Annotated in this window: 10 protein-coding genes; 3 read left to right on the top strand and 7 right to left on the bottom strand. The window is 38.0% G+C overall.

All coding sequences use genetic code 11. From position 1 onward, the window contains the following. Positions 1–126: 126 nt before the first annotated feature. Positions 127–2,625 (bottom strand): zinc-dependent metalloprotease, encoded by a 2,499-nt coding sequence (locus tag FVB32_RS08770; RefSeq protein ID WP_147743323.1) that lies wholly within the window; start codon positions 2,623–2,625, stop codon positions 127–129. Between the two features lie 267 nt (positions 2,626–2,892). On the opposite strand from FVB32_RS08770, the gene FVB32_RS08775 reads away from it, so the two are divergent. Both FVB32_RS08775 and FVB32_RS08780 read left to right on the top strand, forming a co-directional pair. After that, the gene (locus FVB32_RS08775) at positions 2,893–3,627 is read left to right on the top strand and encodes a hypothetical protein (protein ID WP_147743325.1); all 735 of its coding nucleotides are present in this window, start codon (positions 2,893–2,895) and stop codon (positions 3,625–3,627) included. 358 nt (positions 3,628–3,985) lie between these two features. After that, positions 3,986–4,288 carry a hypothetical protein gene (locus FVB32_RS08780; protein WP_147743328.1) on the top strand — a complete coding sequence of 101 codons (303 nt, stop codon included), beginning with the start codon at positions 3,986–3,988 and terminating at the stop codon, positions 4,286–4,288. Between the two features lie 77 nt (positions 4,289–4,365). On the opposite strand, the gene FVB32_RS08785 is transcribed toward FVB32_RS08780, so the two are convergent. The 3 genes from FVB32_RS08785 to FVB32_RS08795 all read right to left on the bottom strand — a co-directional run bounded on the left by FVB32_RS08785 (position 4,366) and on the right by FVB32_RS08795 (position 10,407). Further along, positions 4,366–5,796: an SLC13 family permease gene (locus FVB32_RS08785; RefSeq protein ID WP_147743330.1), complete on the bottom strand. Its 1,431-nt coding sequence runs from the start codon at positions 5,794–5,796 to the stop codon at positions 4,366–4,368. Between the two features lie 124 nt (positions 5,797–5,920). Beyond that, on the bottom strand, positions 5,921–9,169 hold the full coding sequence (locus FVB32_RS08790; protein ID WP_246139850.1) for a TonB-dependent receptor domain-containing protein: 3,249 nt from the start codon (positions 9,167–9,169) through the stop codon (positions 5,921–5,923). Positions 9,170–9,249: 80 nt separating this feature from the next. Further along, positions 9,250–10,407 carry a FecR family protein gene (locus FVB32_RS08795; RefSeq protein ID WP_147743332.1) on the bottom strand — a complete coding sequence of 386 codons (1,158 nt, stop codon included), beginning with the start codon at positions 10,405–10,407 and terminating at the stop codon, positions 9,250–9,252. Positions 10,408–10,495: 88 nt separating this feature from the next. Between FVB32_RS08795 and FVB32_RS08800 the strand changes: the two genes are divergently transcribed. Then, the gene (locus tag FVB32_RS08800) at positions 10,496–11,044 is read left to right on the top strand and encodes an RNA polymerase sigma factor (protein WP_246139851.1); all 549 of its coding nucleotides are present in this window, start codon (positions 10,496–10,498) and stop codon (positions 11,042–11,044) included. Positions 11,045–11,208: 164 nt separating this feature from the next. On the opposite strand, the gene FVB32_RS08805 is transcribed toward FVB32_RS08800, so the two are convergent. The 3 genes from FVB32_RS08805 to lysS all read right to left on the bottom strand — a co-directional run bounded on the left by FVB32_RS08805 (position 11,209) and on the right by lysS (position 15,759). Further along, a complete protein-coding gene (locus FVB32_RS08805) occupies positions 11,209–12,111 on the bottom strand; it encodes a DUF6999 family protein (RefSeq protein ID WP_147743334.1) in 903 nt (300 codons plus the stop codon). 9 nt (positions 12,112–12,120) lie between these two features. Beyond that, entirely contained in the window at positions 12,121–13,971 is a 1,851-nt protein-coding gene (locus tag FVB32_RS08810; protein ID WP_147743336.1) for a 3-oxoacyl-[acyl-carrier-protein] synthase III C-terminal domain-containing protein, read from the bottom strand. A 96-nt stretch (positions 13,972–14,067) separates the two neighbouring features. Continuing rightward, the gene (gene lysS / locus FVB32_RS08815) at positions 14,068–15,759 is read right to left on the bottom strand and encodes a lysine--tRNA ligase (RefSeq protein ID WP_147743338.1); all 1,692 of its coding nucleotides are present in this window, start codon (positions 15,757–15,759) and stop codon (positions 14,068–14,070) included. Positions 15,760–15,762: the final 3 nt, after the last annotated feature.

The raw sequence follows: 15,762 nt of genomic DNA on the forward strand, positions 1-15,762 counted from the left end.
CATGATATGTTGTGAAACGCAGTTTTTTAGGTGTGTATCTGTCAAAAGGTATGGTGTAATCGACAAAATGCACGGTTTGAATGAAACCATGGAGATTTTGCTGCAATTTCTTACAATTTGAGCTATCTATTTAGGATCAAGAATTAAATCAATACGCTCCAAAGCATCTTGAAGATGGTATCTACTCATGCGGTCAGAGATTCTGCCAAGACCATTTCTAATATCTCTTTTTAAATTGTTCAATTCGGCCCGGGCAACGGAACGAATATCGGATTGGCTCGTGTTAACTATGGTTGACTTGCGATACCCACCAAAATCAGAGAGCTTTTTCTGGTTTTCTGCTGTCATCAAATACTCCAATCGGTCAATATGTGCTTTCTGAAGGTTCCTTCTGTAAGTATCAATAACTTTTCCGCTTCGTGTTTCTGACCAAATTCCCTGGCGCAAATCACCCATCATGTCCAATAACTTGTATGCATTGTTTCCATTGGCAGTTTCGTTTTCTATAATCCTGGCCATTTTGCCCAAGTGCAATATGTTATTTAGGTAACGAACTTGTGCAGAGCGAATGCGTTCCACAGAACCAGAGTATTGAATTTTATTGAAGATATCCTGATCGATAAGCCATTTTGGAGTCTTGAATAACTGTTCAAGCATGAAATTCATACTATTTTTTTGATGCTGCTTATCTACATGGGTGTATACGGCTCCTTCTTGATCTGCCGTTTTATGATATTCGTAAACACCACCAATATTATTGGATACATGCCCCATATATCTCCTAAACTGACTTACAACCTGTCCGTATAGTGTTTCTAGGTCATCATAATTTTTTCCTTCTTCGGTAGTCCATTTTGCTAAATTGGGGACAATCCTTTTCAAATTTGCAATACCATATAAACTTGCCTTAATGGCATCGTCACCTAAATCTTCTGTCTGCGAACTGGGATCATGTATGTCACCTATTTGCTGATGTCCAAAACGATACATAGGGTCGTTTTCATGGGTCCTTATCCAGCCGTTTAAAACAGACTTCTCATCTTCTGCTCTGGTATCTAAAATAGGTTTATAGCCCCATCGTATCGCATATTTGTCATAGACACCAATGTCTGGCATTAGAGCCACGCCTTTATCTTCCGGTTGGGCCACATAGTTGAATCTGGCATAATCCATTATAGAAGGGGCGGTCCCAAATTTTTTGGTAAAGGTTGCAGACCGTAGTGAATCCACAGGATATGCCACACTGCTTCCCATATTATGAGGAAGTCCGAGCGTATGACCAACTTCATGGGCAGATACAAAACGTATCAACCTTCCCATAATTTCGTCTTTAAAGGCTACGTTTTGTGCTTCCGGATTGATAGCCGCAGTTTGTACAAAAAACCAATTGCGAAGCAACGTCATTACATTATGGTACCAGTTGATATCGGATTCCAAAATCTCACCGCTACGTGGATCACTAACATGTGGGCCATTTGCATTGGGGATAGGAGAGGCTAAATAGCGAACTACCGAATAGCGAACATCTTCTGGAGACCATTCTGGGTCCTCCTCCTTTGTTGGGGGATCCATGGCCAAAATTGCATTTTTAAAACCGGCTGCCTCAAAAGCAACTTGCCAATCTTCAATGCCTTGTTTTAGATAAGGAACCCATTTTTTTGGGGTAGCGCGATCTACATAATAGATAATAGGCTTTTTGGGTTCTACCAATTCACCAGCTTTGTATTTTTCAATATCCTCATCTTTTACTTCTAATCGCCAGCGGTCTAAATAGCGAACCGTTTTACTTTCTTGCGCATCCAACCCATAATCTACTTGACCTCTTGCAAACCATCCCACCCGTTCGTCAAAATAGCGACGTTTCATAGGTTCTTCTGGCAATAGAATCATGGAATTGTTGATTTCAATGGATATGGAACCTAGGCTTTTATTGCTTGGGGCTTCTTTCGCAACATAGGTTTTTACATGTCGCGCTTCAATGTTTAAAGGATAACTATGTATAGATTCAATATAGCTACGTTCTCCATCTAAACGACTAACCTTATATCGTTTGCGATAGAGTTCTGGCATACCTAAAGCATTGACATCTTTTGTAAATAGAGCGTCTACTTCTATTACGGTAGCAGGATTCAACGAATCTTTTTCATTGAGGGCTTTAATATTAAAAGAAAATAGGACGGGTTCAAAATTGGAATTAACTACTGCCTCATGCACTGGTAAGGAATCAGCAGCTACGTTTCCGTAAGATACCACACGCACCAAAACTTTTTTATGTTTTTTCTCCCAACGGAGTACTTGTGTATTGATTTTTCCACCACCAAATCCAATTCCCGTAGCGGTTTTTGAAATTCTACTTACCATAAGCATCTCCCGATTGAACAAAGAATCTGGAATCTCATAGTAATGTTTATTGTCAACCGTATGCACTAGAAAAAGACCCTTGTCTGTTTTAGCATCTTTGGTGATGACCTTATTGTAAGGTTGTATGTCTCCTTTTTTAGGTTTGGCTTCAGCTTTTTGTTCGCTGTTTTTCTTTTTCTTTTTAAAAAGTTGGGCCTCGGTGGTTTGATAAGTACCAATCAAAAAAATAACTAAGACAACCTTGGAAAGCAATTTTTGAATCATTGTTGGGTCAATTTGATATAATCAGTGCCGCCAAAGAACCTAAAAAACATGAAAACAGACTGTTAAATAATTATTAACTCTTATTTTTTTTCAAAAAGCATCAATCTCTGGGAGTATTGCGTTTTACTGGTACTTCCCGTTGAAACACCACCTATAGCTGGGCTCAGCAAACATTAGTTTTCCCTAAAAAAAACAAAAAAGCTGTAACATTTTAAAATTTGGGTAGTCTTATAAGCATATTACATCAATCAAAAAATTCAATCAAAAATGAACAAATTATTAATGATTTACGGATGTGTACTATTAGGTAGTCCCGCCGTAGCAGACGACCAACAAAGTACGGGCGGAACTGTTGTAGAAACCAAATCTGAAACAGCCAGTACGTTTGAGAACAATTTTACAGTATTGAACATCAATACTGAAGCAAACAAGGAAACTTCTAAATTTTATGGTTTATCAAATGAAGGATCCTTTGAATTAGATTTAAAAGAAATTGAGTTTATAGAAGAACAATCGGAAATTGATTTAGGTTTTGATACCTCCGATTACCTTCCTGAGGACTTTAATCCTTATGAAACTTATTTTGATTTGAATTCCCTTATATATATAGAAGCTGATACTGATTTGAATTTGGATTTCAATACCTCGGAATATTTGCCGGTAGGTTTTGATCCCTATGCAGAAAATGTTGATGTACATGCTATACATTATATAGAAGATGAGGATCTAGATTTAGGTTTTAACACCAAAGATTATCTTCCAGAGGGTTTTTCACCATACGAGGCATACATAGATTTAAATGCTATTCCTTATATAGAGGAGGAGGTAGATTTTAACTTAGGAATGGATAGTGACTATTCTTTACCAAAAGGATTTGATCCTTATTCAGCTCCAACGGAAGTAGCTTCCATCAACTTTATTGAGGATGAAGAAATAGAATTGGGTTTTGATACTTCAGTGTATCTCCCAGAAGGATTTGACCCTTACACAAGGTCAAACTAAGTAGGATGTTTTAGTTTTCATTTTACAAATTTTTGAGTTAGTTAGTCATGAAAAGCCCTCTTTTTGAGGGCTTTTTATATGGGCCAATGTTTCCTTTCACCAACAGATGTATCGATTAAAAGCAGTTAACAAAAAAATAACACATAAATCGACCTAGTGTAGATGGCAAAAAAAAAGTTTTAACACTATCAATCTGACAAAATTTGGACACTTCTACTGCCAGTTTGCTAACCGTTGAAACGTAGAATTATCAATGCTTCTTTTTCTGTTTTTTAACCGATTCGTTAACAAAAAACTAAATATAATAATCTTCATTTTTAGTGGTTTTATCTTTGTAACAGATTAAAAAACAACAGTTATGAAATACAGGAATTATATAGTAGCAACAGTACTTTTTGCGTTTGCGGCAACATTCGTTAATGCCAAAAGCGTCAATAGATTAGAAGAAGAATTTGATATCAATAAGGTCATTTTTATTGAAGATGACCAGGATTGGGAACTAGGTTTTGATACCGCAAAATATCTACCGGAAAACTTTGATCCATATAGTGGTGCGTTTTCCTTGAAAGCAATCAATTATATTGATGATTGTGATGAAATTGATTTAGGATTTGAAACCGCTGGTTACTTACCTGCTGGTTTTGATCCCTATATCCAATAGTATAGTTAGTTTCAGACTATTTTTTGAGTTAGTTAGTTTATCAGTGACCCCTCCCCTTATGGAGGGGTTATTTATTTTTAGAACAATAATGGTATTACAAATTGAAATACCAATATCAGAAGGGCTACAGCAATTAGATTTAATAAGATGCCAACCCGAGCCATTTGAGCAATTTTCACATAACCACTGGCAAAAACAATAGCATTTGGCGGGGTAGCCATGGGAAGCATAAAAGCACAGCTACTTGCAATAGTAACGGGAATTAATAAATAGAGAATTGGGATGTCCAATCCAATGGCAATACCCGCCACCACAGGAGCCAGCACAGCGACTAGGGCCACGTTACTCATTAATTCCGTCATAAAGAGCATTAAAAGAATCAGTAAAGATGCGGTAAGAAGAATGCTGATTTCACTCGCGGCAATAGCATTTGCAACCATATCTACAATTCCACTTGATGACATTCCTTTTGCCAAAGCCAATCCTCCTCCAAATAATATTAAAATGCCCCATGCTAGTTTTGAAGTGTCGCTCCATCGAATGATAAAATCTCCTTTTTTTAAGTTGTAGGGAATTCCAAAGAGCGAAATGGCAGCAAAAATACTGATCATGGTATCTGTGAGTCCCAGATTTGGAAAGATAGAATTGATTAAGGTTCTAAAAATCCATAGAAAAACAGTGACACCAAAAATAGCGAGTACCATTTTTTCTTTGCCAGAGGTAGGCCCAAGTTTTTGTAGCTCGGTTTGAATAACTTCTTTGGAAGCATTGAATTTTAAATCTCGATTAGGATACATCCATTTCACTAATACCAAATAACTGATACCAATCATAATGATTGAAAAAGGTAGTCCCAAAGTCATCCATTTAAGAAAAGAGATTTCAGTATTATATTCATTCTCTAACAAGCCAATTAATACAGAATTGGGAGGGGTTCCTATAACTGTGGCAATTCCTCCAGCGTTGGCGGAAAATGCGATGCCAAGCATAACACTTAAAGCAAAATTCTTATCGTTTTTAGTAAAACCATCTTCGTCATTAATCAATAAACTAATCACAGAAAGCGCAATGGGCAACATCACTACAGTACTTGCGGTATTGCTTATCCACATGCTTAGGGATGCGGTAGCAATCATAAATCCAAGAATAACTTTGTTTGGAGTTGTGCCAGTAAGCCTAATAATGTTGAGTGCAATTCGTTTGTGAAGATTCACCTTTTCCAGAGCAAGTGCCATGACAAAACCACCAAAGAAGAGGAATACAATTGGACTCCCATAATTGGCACCTACTTCTGCAATGGGTAATACATTTAACAAGGGTAAAAGTAATAGGGGCAGAAGCGCTGTAACGGAAATAGAAACTGCTTCGGTAATCCACCAAATCAGCATCCAAACGGCAACCGAAATAACAGGGTCTCCTTTTTCTGAAACGAGTTCAATGGGTAAACTATTTAAAATTAGAAAGGCTACTGGGCCAAGAATGAGCCCTAAAATTTTGGATTTTTCCATGGGTGGTTTCAAGATTGAAAAGCCTAAAGATAAGCTGTGTTATGCACATGAAAAAACCTTCCCAAAAATGGGAAGGTTTTTGTAGATAAACTAAACTCAACTAATTCAGAACAACTGTAAAGTACTAAAGTCCTAATCGCAAGCGTGCGAAAAGATATCTACCACTATACCCAAATTGGGATGTTCTTCTTGAATATACAAACTGATCCCCTGAAGTGCCACCCGCTCTGTTTTCATCAGGATACACATCAAAGAGGTTACTGGCACCTACCGTTAGTGATAGGTTCTCTGAAAATGATTTGGTAACGGTAAAGTCTGTAATTAACTTTCCGCCATATACTGCATCATCGCTTACCGTGGTTCCTTCCACACGAGCGTCTCCATTAAAATCATCTGGATCTGTTACTTCACCAAAGAAGACATTTCTTAAAAGGAAATCCCATGAATTACAAGACACCAAATTGGTAAGATTCAATTTTGTTCTTGGCTGTGCCAAGGTTAAAAAAGCTTCCTCTTGACCATCAAAAAATGAACCACTTAATCCAGCATTTTCTATAAGTTGTGGTACAAAAATGTCTTCAACCTCTGTTTTATTGAAGGTAGCTGCAAAGTCGTTTTTAAGGGTGGTTTCTCCCCAATTGATTTTATGGGAAAGGACAACGTCCAACCCAGAAGATTTTGTATCAATGGCGTTGACGAAGAAACGGGCACTTGTGGCACCGGCCGAATCAAAGATTCCAGTAAGTTCTGGGTCGCCTCCGTTGCCGAAACTTCCACTATATACTATGCGATCATCTATGTAGATCATGTAGCCATCAACAGTTATGGAGAAATTACCAAAGTTACCGGTTATTCCTGCACTAATACTGTTAGAGGTTTCTTCTCTTAACTTATCAATTCCAATGAGTGTAGCAGCTCTACTATCATTGGTAAAAGTACCTTGTTCAAAAGGGACATTGTCTACAAAAACGGTACTTGTTCTGCTAAAAAACTGTTGGTGTAAAGAGGGTGCCCTAAAACCTGAGCTGCTTGCTGCTCTTAGTGCAAGATTTTCTGAAAGCTTTAAGCGGGTAGCAAGTTTGTAGTTAAATGTGCTCCCAAAATCAGAGTAGTTTTCATATCTACCTGCCAGGCTCAACAACCAATTTTCGGTAAAATCAGCTTCAAAATCTGCGTAAAGCGAAATGTTATTTCTAAATTTTTCCGTTGCATTTCCTGGATCATATCCTCTAAATACCTGCGAACCTCCACCTAAAGGTGCTCCTGTGAAATTGTTTCGCACCAATTGGTCATCTGGAGTGACACTATTTACTGGATTTCCGTTGATGTCATAGCTAGTATATGAAGCTTCTTCACCTGCAACAATCTCATATTTTTCAACCTTGTATTCAGCACCGAATGCCATATTGAAACCTTCAAAAATATCCTCATGGAATCTATTAAAATCCAAGTTGGTCGTGTTTTGTGTAAAGCCTAATCCACCTGCATCAAAAGAACGGGGAGTGGCAACACCTAATGTTCCGTTGCTGGAATTTCCAACGGTAATATCAAATGTATTTCTACCATAGGTATTGGAAAAATCAACATCCCATTCATTTATCTTTCCCTTAATTCCTATAGCGAGGGATTGATCTAGGATGTCTGTTCCAATATTTGGTAAAAAACCATTTGGAAAAGCAGGAGTATTCGCTCGTCCATCTCCTTGGGCCGGTCTTCTGTAGAATCCTGAAGCAAGTCCTTGGCGATAACTAATGCCCCCAAAGCCATAAACTTCTGTGGTCTCTGAAACAGGAATGGACATATTTGCAAAGAACTTTCCTTCTCTTAATCTAGATGTACCTACTTTAAATCTAAAATCTTCACGAGTAAGTCCACGAGCGGCAAGCTCATCTTCATCGGCATCAAAGCCAAGTAAATCACGAAAAGTTCCGATATCCGTATCATCAGCAAGATTAAGCCCTGCAATTTGATCCTTTACAGATTGATCTAGGTAGCCAATGCCTTGTGCAGCATTTGCGTAATCTTGAAGTGACATATCGGCTACAACCCCACCACCAGCGGCAAAAATACGCTCTGCACCGTGAAATCCTTGAAAAATATCTCCAGCATAATCTTTATTTCGAAGCGCTGGTTCCCTTGTAGATAGGGATCCTGTGAAATTAATATACCCACGGTCTCCAATGGGAAGTCCAAAGTTCGCATCTAATTGAAACTTTTCGCCATCGCTACCGCCTTCAAACTGGTTGCTGTTCTCGCTAAAGTTTGCTCCAGAAGTCAGTGAAAGGTCCAATTTTCCGGTTGCTTTTTTAAGTACGATATTGATAACCCCTGCAATGGCATCAGAACCATATTGCGCTGCGGCACCATCTCTAAGTACTTCAATACGTTGTATTGCTGCTGCAGGAATTGCATTCATGTCTGTACCTACACTACCAGCTCCTACAGTTCCATTTACATTGATTAAAGCAGTATTGTGTCTTCTTTTACCATTGATTAAAACCAAAACCTGGTCAGGACCTAATCCTCTTAACGAAGCAGGATCAATATGATCTGTTCCATCTGATACCGTTTGGGATTGAGAAGTAAATGAAGGTGCAACATAATTTAATATCTGATTTACGCTAACCTGCGGACCTTGATTTGCAATAGTAGCTACATCAATTACATCTACGGGCACTGTGGTCTCTGTGGCAGTTCTATTGGGGTTTCTTGATCCAACTACAACCACATCATCCAAACGTGCCGCGTCTTCCACCAGCACTATATTTACGGTTGATTGTCCGTTTAGGTCTACCTCTGTTGTTTTGAAGCCAAGATAGGAAACGACCAGCGTGGCATTTGTATCATCCAACTCCAATGTAAAATTACCATCAAAATCAGCCTGGGTACCATTGGTGGTCCCTTTGACCAAAATGTTGGCTCCTGGCAATGGACTGCCATCACCATCTTTAACAGAACCCCTAATTTCTTGTTGAATCCGTAATGAGGAACTCGAGTCTTTTTCCAATGATTTCTTCTTTAAAACGATTTGATTTCCATTAATGGAATAGTCAAGGTCTTCTTTTTCCGAAAGCCTGTTCAAAACCGTAATCAGCTTTTCATCATTTGCGATTAAAGAGGTTTTTTTATCATCATTGATTTCCTTTACATTGTAGAAAAACTTATAACCAGATTGTTCTTTTATCTCATTGAGAATATTTTTTAGAGGAACATCTTGAAATTCAAAACGTACTCTTTTCTGCGCGTTAACATCACTTGCAGAGAGCTGACAAATAATAAAGAAAGTGAGAAAAAAACTTAACTTCATTTTTAAGGTCAATTTTGTGCTGGCCACCAAGAAAAAGGGTGACTTGAAAACCATGCTTTTTTTCATAATTTTGAGTGTTTGATTGTTAGTAATTATTCTTGTTAGCGATCTTACATTTAGGGAGGTGCTGCAACACCTCCTTTTTTTTATTTAGTTATTGTAATTATGTTGTTTTCTATTGTATAGTTAAATGGAGTACTTGACGAAATGGTATTAAGAATCGTCTCAATGTTTTCATTTTCAAATTCTCCTTTATAGACCTCGTCTTTAATACTTTCCAGTTTGTTGATAATCGAAACATTATGAGCACGTTCCAATTTATTCAGAATTTGTTCAAAGGATAGGTTGTCTATGATCAATCTGTTTTCCAACCAACTTGTATAGATTCTCGTATCCACTTTTTGCTTTGTTAGTGTACCATTTTCTTTAGTAAATGCTGCCTGATAGCTAGGACTTAATAGAATGTTAGTGTCCGGGTTGGAGTTTTCATATACGTTAACTGAACCTTCTACCAAAGTAGCAGCTATTTTTCCATCGGATTTGTATGCAGAGACATTGAATTGTGTGCCAAGAACCTTAATGTCAACGTTTTCCGCATTCACGATGAAGGGTCTTTTCTTGTCTTTGGTAACATCAAAATAAGCCTCTCCCTCTAAATAAACCACCCTGTTTTGAGTGCTAGCGCTTAGGTTTTGAGGAAACCTTAGGCGCGTTCCAGCGTTCAACCATACTTTGGTTCCATCGGATAGTTTGATTTGAAAAGTTTGCCCGTAGGGAACATAGATTTCATTAAATACCAAATTTTCCGATGACCTGTCGTTGGTGGTGCTAAAATCTAAACCTAGAGCTTGTTTTTTAGCAATGGTTTTACCTTGTTTGTCTGTGAGAAGGGCTTCCCCATTTGCTGTAATATATTGTTTCGTTCCGTCAGCTAGTGTGATGCTAATCTGGTTACTTTCACTAGAAGAGTTGCCAACAATGACTGGGTCAGTGCCTTTGCCATCCTTAAACTGACCCAGATAAACAAAACTAGCTATAGCCATAAGGCCTATAAAAATAGCTGCATACCTTACTAGGTGGAATCTTTTTCTCCTGCCGACCTTATGCTGGTCAATGGTTGTCATGAACTCTTTAAAAGCAGCCGTTCCATCAAAATGGTGATTCAGGTTATTTTTTGAACGATTTGTTATTTCTCGCTTAAACACTTTTAGGTTATCCTTGTTGGCGAGAACCCATCTCTTTAAGCGTTTTCTTTCGCTGGCGGAAATAGTTCGGTTTAAAAACTTCTCAATTAGATCTTGCATTTTTCACAATCTTACACCTCTATGATGTGAATTTGACAAAAAACCCCTACGTATTTTATAAATTTTATACTTTAGCCTATATTTTTTTATGATGAAGGAAGAAATACTCTTGGAAAATTTAAGGAAAGGCAATGTAGATGCCTACGAGTATTTGTTCAATGAATATTATGACTGGCTGTGCAATTATATCTTCAAACTCTGCGGGGATAGAAGCATGTCCAAAGATGTGGTGCAAGAAATTATGATAAAGCTCTGGGAGAAAAAAGGACAACTATCAATCAAGGGGTCTTTAAAAGGATATTTATTCAAATCTTGCCACAATCAATTTTTGCAACAGCTTAGAAAAGAAAAAAAACAGCCTGATTTACTTGATAAGATACGTTGGGATACCATTTACGAGAGTTATTTTGAATTAAAAGAGGACGATGCATATTTTAAATCTGCTCTTTTAAAGTTGGATGAACTTATAGATAAACTGCCTCCTAAGTGCAAGGAAATCTTTATCATGAACAAATTAGAGCGCAGAAAGTACAGAGAAATAGCCCTTGATATGGGGATTTCGGTAAAAACTGTGGAAAATCAAATGTCAAAAGCGCTACGTATTATTAGAGAGAATGCATCCGTTTTTCTTTTCTAAAACCAGTCTGATAAGGGTAAGTTTCAGAGATTATTTCTATATTTTTTTGGGAAACCAAGAGGTGTCTTTTAAAGTATTTTATAAAATAGGAAGGGTCATCAAACCCCACTTTAAAGGCAATTTCTCCTATCTGAAGCGTGGTAATTTTGGGAAACCTTTCTTTTTTAAGCAGAAACAGCGTCTGGGGTCATGATGCCATCTGTGGAACGCCCCAATTTTATATTTACCAATATTTCATGCAAGGTTTCTGTGGCAAGTCCATGCAATACCAAACGATACGCTGCGGTATAAGTTGATGTGGGTACCATAGGGTGTTTGTTGTTAACGAGCCCTAAATGCCCTGGAGTCCCCAATATTTGAGTGGTATAGATGGCAACGGTCTCATCCAGTTGTAATGAGTTAGATGCTCTTACAAAATCGTTTGCCGTAAGGAATAGTTGGTAAAAGGGAGTGAATAATTCTATAGCCGACCTTAAATCAAGAATATTTGTCCATTTCTTTGGAAATTCAATGTGGTTAAATTGGTTCTCCGAAATCATATCCAGATTTAAAGTGTTTTGCTTTTGTATTCCCAGTCCTTTTTCCTTTAACTCACTGTTCAACTTAATCACAAAATTGTACAAGTTTAAATCATGATTCAAGAAAAGATCATCTTTTACGTCATTAAAATCATAAGGTTTCAATGGACTAGTAGTTACTTGAACTCCATCTACATTTTTAGCGATAAACTCTAAAATTTCGCTACCTGCATGAAAATGGCGAAAGATCAACAGATTGGCATCAGGACTCACAAAACGTTTTAATCCCCATGCTAAAATTCTATGAAGCGCCTTGGAAGAATTAAAGAATTTTGGAAAGAAAAACTTAAAAATGTGGATGAAGAACATGGATATTTTTGACCAAAACTTGATAAACGGAAGCAGGTATCTAGTGGACCTACTATTATTATCCCGCATTAAAGCCTGTTTGGTTAAAACGTTGATTGGGATACTGTTATCAAGATACATTGCTAACCACGGATTGGGGTCCCTGGTATCATGATTTTTTATGTCAAATTGATTATTCATGACTGCAAATTAATAATTCCCCAGTTCTTTTAACTGCAAATGATATAATAGTGCTGTGGTTTTTGCTGTTTTTGCAATTTGTGCGGCCAAATCCATATTCATTAACGGATGGTTAAGTGCTTCTTCCAACCGATGAAAATGGTTCTCATCTGCCACTCCGTGATAAGTTAAAAAGGAAACTTGGTTGTCTTCTAGCTCAAGTTGATCTTGAATGAGATTTCCCCAATAGCCTGCAAGGCGTTTTCCGATACCTTCAATAATGAACATGGCTCCAAGAAGATCAATAGGATTGGGTTTGCTGGCTTGTTGAAACATAAAAGAAGACAAAGCCGCACTTCCTATATTTTTTTCTCCAAACTGAATTTTTTCCAAGGACTCGCCAAGTGCCATATAGTTTTTTTCCAAAAGCTGATAATCTTTATGTTCTGTTGCAGTATGCTTAATAAAAGCAGACCGAAGCTCAAATAAAGAAATGTCAATATTAGAGGCAGCTCTGGAAATCCATTGCGAGCCATCAATAACCTGTTGTCTTAAATCGAACAAAAGCAACTTGTAATTTTCAAGGCTAAGGGTACCTTGATGAATCTGTTTCACAATAGGAACCTCCAACAGCTTGTTCTCAAAATCAATCCAAATCTGTGTCAATTGTCTAACCAACCATTCTGATGTTGGATTGCTATCAATATTCAAATCTGGAGCTTGAACTTCCCTAATGGCATATTTTGGGGAAGTTTTTTCTGCATTCCCTACTACTTTAAGTTTCATAAAAGAGGTTATAAACCTCCCACTTTCCGGAACCATACAAATAATGGTATCATGCTCTTTTAACTTGCCGGAATACATCAATTCCTCCAACATAATAAAAATAGATGCTGCCCCGGTATTTCCTTTGGTAGTAAGATTGCTGAACCATTTTTCTTCAGGAATGTGTGCACCACCTTTTTTTAGCAGTTCTTGAATAGGCTGCTTAAAGTAAAGGGAGGAGTAATGGCAACATAACCAATCAATATCTTCCGTAACAATTTTACCATTGTCTATTAATTCAAAATAGTGCGCAACACCTACTTCAACCACTTTATTTAAGAGACGGGTGTTTTGCTTTAGATTGATGGCCCCGTCCTTGGAAGCAGCCTCATAATTGGGATAATCCAACCATCCTTTTAAAGGACCATCTGGATTGTCCATTTGGCCCACATACATGCATAAAGGCTGCTCATTTGCATGTGATTTGATATCGACCCATTCTATTTTCAGAGAAAGCCCAGTTGAATTGGGTTTGTTTTCCATGACCATGGCACCTGCTCCATCTGAGAGCATCCAACGAAGAAATTCGGTATCGAATGGAAGGGATTTCTGCCCTTGGGCTTCAAATCTTGATGCTTTAAAAAGTCGGCTTGCGAATTCACTTCCAATACAAAGTGCATTCTCTTTTTCTTTGGCCTTAATTTGGGCATACGCATTTTTAACGGCCATGATTCCACTTGCGCAAACACTTTGGAAATTTGCCAATTCACAATGGGGAACATCAAGTTCCGCATGCACTAAGCTTGCAAAACCTGGTACAGGGAGGTCTCCTTGGGTTGTGCCTACAGATATCAACTGTATATCCTGATCTAGAACGCTACTTTTTTTAAGCGCAGCATTTGATGCTATTGCTGCGAGCTCTGCATTGGTATGGGTACTGTTTTGATTCTTATCTAAGGCATAATGTCTATTTTGAATACCGTTTTGGCTTAGAATCCTTGATTTTGCCCTACTTGATTTACCATGGATTTTGCCAAGGTAATCTTCCATTTCTTCGTTTGAAATTGGGTTATTTGGTAAGTAAGCCCCCAAGGCATTGATATAAACCTCTTCCATAATTTTGATGATGAATCTTATGGCAAGATAGGATTATTGCATAAAACAAAACGAGTCCTATGGCTGGCAAAACTTAAACAGATCTACAGGTATATATTATCCCTTTAATTTGGCAAGAAGAGCATCTTCAGTTTTTTCAACTTCAAACAAACCTAGTTTTGAAAGATTCTTAGTACTCTTATCCCATTTTTTGCCACTGAGGCCTGCCTTTTCCTTAAGTTCTGCCAATGGCATTTCGCCAACAGGTTTTAGAATGTCCATGATGGCTTTTTCCTCTTCGGTCAATTCTACCGCTTTTTTCTCTGGCCGCATTTGAGGGAAAAACAATACTTCTTGAATTGATGAATTATTGGTCATCAACATCACTAAACGATCAATTCCTATTCCGATTCCGGATGTTGGAGGCATTCCGTATTCCAAGGCGCGCAAGAAATCTTGATCAATAAACATAGCTTCGTCATCTCCTTTTTCAGAAAGTTTAAGCTGATCTTCAAAACGCTCGCGTTGATCTATAGGGTCATTTAGCTCAGAGTAAGCATTTGCCAATTCTTTGCCGTTTACCATCAATTCAAAACGCTCGGTAAGTGCCGGATTGCTACGGTGCTCTTTGGTCAATGGACTCATTTCTTTTGGATAGTCGGTGATAAAGGTGGGCTGTACGTAATGGTGTTCACATTTCTCCCCAAATATTTCATCAATCAGTTTACCTACACCCATGGTCTCATCAACCTCAAGACCTAGTTTTTGAGCAACTTCTCTCAACTGAACTTCATCCATACCTGCTACATCATAGCCTGTATGAATTTTAATAGCTTCCAAAATAGGAACACGGGCATAAGGTGCCTTGAATTCTATTTCAGTATCTCCAACAATAACTTTGGTGCTTCCGTTGGCATCTAGTGCAATTTTTTCCAATAATTGCTCCGTGGTATCCATCATCCAATTGTAATCTTTGTAAGCTACATAGAGCTCCATGACCGTAAACTCTGGATTGTGGGTGCGGTCCATTCCTTCGTTTCTAAAGTCTTTAGAGAATTCATACACACCGTCAAAACCACCAACAATCAACCTTTTTAGATACAATTCATTGGCAATTCTTAGATACAGGGGAATGTTCAATGCGTTATGATGCGTTAAAAAAGGACGCGCTGCTGCCCCACCGGGAATAGGTTGCAAAATAGGGGTCTCTACTTCTAAATATCCCCTTTCATTGTAAAACTCACGAATACTATTAGTGATTTTTGTCCTTTTTATAAAAGTATCTTTTACTGAAGGATTGACCACCAAATCCACATACCGTTGTCGGTAACGCAATTCGGGGTCATTAAATTCATCATATACGTTACCATCTGCATCCTTTTTAGGCAGAGGCAATGGTCGTAATGCTTTACTCAATAAGCTGAAGTTTTTGACCATAACGGTCTTTTCTCCAACCTGGGTGGTAAATAATTCTCCTTCTACACCAATAATATCACCGATGTCCAATAATTTTTTATAGACATCATTGTACAAGGTTTTGTCCTCGCCTGGGCATATTTCATCTCTGTTGAAGTAGACCTGAATGCGTCCTTCACTATCTTGTAATTCTGCGAAAGATGCTTTCCCCTGAATTCTTCTGGACATTAATCTACCGGAAATCACTACTTGTTTCCCTTCCTTATAATCGCTTTTGATGCTCTTGGATGTAGCATCTACTGGGTATAATGCAGCAGGGTAGGGATTAATTCCTATTTCCCTGAGCTTGGTTAATTTTTCCCGTCTAACGATTTCCTGCTCCGATAGTTGCATAGT

Source organism: Flagellimonas hymeniacidonis (genome assembly GCF_008040165.1).
Lineage (GTDB): Bacteria > Bacteroidota > Bacteroidia > Flavobacteriales > Flavobacteriaceae > Flagellimonas > Flagellimonas hymeniacidonis.